Origin of the sequence: Glycomyces xiaoerkulensis, assembly GCF_002798405.1 — a bacterium.
In the GTDB taxonomy this organism is placed as follows: domain Bacteria; phylum Actinomycetota; class Actinomycetes; order Mycobacteriales; family Micromonosporaceae; genus Glycomyces; species Glycomyces xiaoerkulensis.
In genome coordinates this window covers 1-2,921 of the sequence record NZ_PGGV01000026.1, presented here as the reverse complement: position 1 = coordinate 2,921, position 2,921 = coordinate 1, and the positions used below count along the sequence as shown (strand labels likewise).

The following is a 2,921-nucleotide window of genomic DNA, read 5'->3' as shown; positions in this document are numbered from 1 at the left end:
TGGAGTCGCCGGGCCACGTCACCAACGCCCGACAGAAACCACACAAGACCAGCCCCGCTGGCAGTGGTACCGCTGCGGGAAGACCAGCCGCAACAACTGGTCAATCCTATTAGGATCAGATTATGCCGCTAAACAACACGGAATCTGAACGGTGAGCGGATTGGCGACGATGCAGGATGTGGCGCGTCGTGCCGGGGTAGCCCCCATGACCGTCTCGAACGTCGTGAACGGGCACCCCCACGTCAGGGAAGCGACCCGGGCCAGGGTGCTCGAAGCGATCGCCGAACTCGGGTATCACCTGAACACGGCCGCTCGAAGTCTACGGCAGGGCAGGACCGGCGTCATCGGTCTGGCGATCTCCGACTTCAGCAATGCCTACTTCGGTCTGCTCGCGGGTTTCGTGGCCGAACGCGCCGCAGCCCACGGGTACGAAGTGCTCGTCGAGCAGATCGGACAGCGACGCGAAGGCGAGGTGGATGCGATCGCCCGCTCCCGGTTGCGCAAGTTCGACGGACTGATCCTGCATTCGACCGAGCTGGCCGATCGCGACTCGGCAATGCTCAGAAGCAGCTACCCGATAGTGGTCATGGGGGAGCGCGCCTACTCGGATCCGATCGACCACGTGTCGATGGGCAACGAGGACGGCGCCCTCATGGCCACGCGTCATCTCATCGAACGCGGCTGCCGCCGGATCGCGCTGATCGGGGGCCGTCACGGCGCTCCGGACGACATCGACGTATCGACCCAGCGCACCCGCGGCTACCTGCGCGCGCTCGACGAGCACGGCATCGATCGTTCGAACGGACTGGTCCTGGAGACTCCGCTCCATTGCGAGGGCGGCCGCAGCTCCGCGCATGCAGTGGTCGAACACCCCGGCGGCGTCGACGGGATCTTCTGCGCCACCGACGAGGTCGCAATCGGGACGCTCCGGGCACTCTACGAACGCGGGATTCGAGTGCCCAACGACATCAAAGTCATCGGGTTCGACGCGATTCCGGTCGGGTCGTACACCGCACCCTCGCTCTCGACGGTCGAGCCCGATCACGAGGGGATGGCGGACGCCGCCGTGCGATTGCTGATCGAACGGCTCCAAGGAGATCGCCCTGAGGACGAGTACCGCGAAATCGTAGGCGGCGCGCGGCTGCTCATCCGTGAATCGACGGCGGTCAGCTCTCCATTTTGAGAGTTGGGAACGGGCGCAAGCCAACTGAAATCTCTGAGCTGCGCCGCTGCACCTAGGTGGTGCCTGATCTGCGCGGGTAATGGGGTCGCCGGTACCCGCTTCCGAGCCTGCTCGCGTAGTGCGCGGCAGGCGACGGCAGGGTTGGTCGTTCTCGAATCGGTTGGCGAGTGAGTTGCGACGGTGCCTCCGAGGCACCGGCCGCGCCCGGCATCCGCCGCATTGGCCGGGCACGAGGGCCGTGCCTTGTGTACGCACGGGAAGTAGTCGTACTCGTTTCGCGCCACGGCAGGTGCCATCCCCGAGACGACGCGGTGCGGCTCAGATTCGAGCGGTACCGGCTGGCCCGGCGAGGGGGACGTACCCGGTCGCGGTGTGCCGTCGTCTGACCGCTTCGCGGGGGCTCTGCCTTGTCGGCCGGGATCGCGCGAGTGGTTGTCGACACGCGTTCTGAACGGCGGCGGGGCGCGCGGCCAATGCCGCGCGCCCCGCCACGGGTCGGGCCTTGTCAGCGTTCAAAGGCCACGACGAAGCAGTGGTAGCCGCTCTCGAACAGCCATACCGCGGTCGAGACGTCGTTGGTGGACGGGTCCGGCCCCGCCGCCTGCGTTGCTCTCAGGCCCCCGGACAGGAAGCCGGCGGCGGACTCGATCGGCGGGTAGTCGTCTGCAATGAACTCTCCGGTCGCCTGGTCGACCCAGCCGGTCCGTTCCGGCGTCACCTTCTGGTCGCCGAGCGTTGCCGCCGCATCGATGAACGCCTCGGTGGCCTCCAGGCGGAGACCATCGGCGAGGTCGGGGTCGTCGGCGGTCTCGGACTCGCCGAGAGTGGCGAAGCCGGTGGCGAGCCGGTCGAGATACTCGGCCCGGACCTTGGGGTCGAGGTGGTCGTCTTCGAAGTCGATCGCCAGTCCGCAAGCGGGGCAGCCGGGTGGGAGCTCGGGGTCGCTGAGCCGGTCGGTCAGGGGGATCTGGTGGCAGTCCCACACGTCCCCGCCCGATGAATCGGTGTCGGTCTGGAAGCAGAAGGTCACCGTCTCGTTGGCTTGGGCGGGTGCCGGGAGCAGTAGGGACGCGGCGGCGGCCAGAACTGCCGCCAATAGGAGTTTTCGGATGGTGTTCAAGGGACTTCACTCCGTATCGGTTTGAGCGAGGGCCGGACTCGGGTGCGGGGCCGGCGGCTTGGCCGCCGGTTCGTACCCGCCCGGGTGGATACGAGTTATGGGTGGTGGACGTCGGGTTTGCCGCAGTCGCCGTCGTAGGTCTGGTCCTCGGGCGGGTGGACCCGGGTGGTGAGGCAGGCGCGGACGGTTACGACATCGATGTCGGGTGGCTCGATTCCGATCCAGGCGGTGGGGGTGAGCTGGGCGCGGAAGTCGATCGGGTTGTCGTCGGGGATGGGGACGACCTCGCGGTCCACTGCGGTGGCGGCGGTCTCCCAGTCCGCCTCGTCGGCGGTGTCGTCGAGGTCGTAGGCCTGGAGTTCGATGTAGGGGACGACCGGTACGAGGTAGTTGCAGTCGCCGAGGTTGGCCGACTGCGCCTGTCCCCGGAGGTTGACCGCCGGGGGCTGGGGAGGGTGCGTGGCGGCCCAGGACAGTTGGCCCTTGGTCTCGGTGAAGGTGCAGGTGTCGTCGTGTTCGGCGAAGAACGGTTGCGGTGGTCCTTCGGGGTGGTGGCCGGCGGCGGGCGCGGTGAGGCCGAGGGCGAGCAGGGTTCCCGCGGTCACGGCGAGCGCGGTT

At 67.8% G+C, this 2,921-nt stretch carries 3 protein-coding genes; 1 reads left to right on the top strand and 2 read right to left on the bottom strand.

The annotated features are described in order from the left end of the window. Positions 1–169: 169 nt before the first annotated feature. Positions 170–1,183, top strand: coding sequence for a LacI family DNA-binding transcriptional regulator (locus CUT39_RS08695; RefSeq protein WP_157930563.1), 1,014 nt, complete (start codon positions 170–172; stop codon positions 1,181–1,183). Between the two features lie 505 nt (positions 1,184–1,688). On the opposite strand, the gene CUT39_RS08690 is transcribed toward CUT39_RS08695, so the two are convergent. Further along, a complete protein-coding gene (locus tag CUT39_RS08690) occupies positions 1,689–2,303 on the bottom strand; it encodes a hypothetical protein (RefSeq protein WP_157930562.1) in 615 nt (204 codons plus the stop codon). 95 nt (positions 2,304–2,398) lie between these two features. After that, the coding region (locus CUT39_RS08685; RefSeq protein ID WP_157930483.1) for a hypothetical protein at positions 2,399–2,921 on the bottom strand (523 nt) is incomplete at its 5' end.

Excerpts from the sequence above, each read along its gene's own strand:
- CUT39_RS08695 (WP_157930563.1), top strand. The coding sequence starts at position 170 with ATGCAGGATGTGGCGCGTCGTGCCGGGGTAGCCCCCATGACCGTCTCG.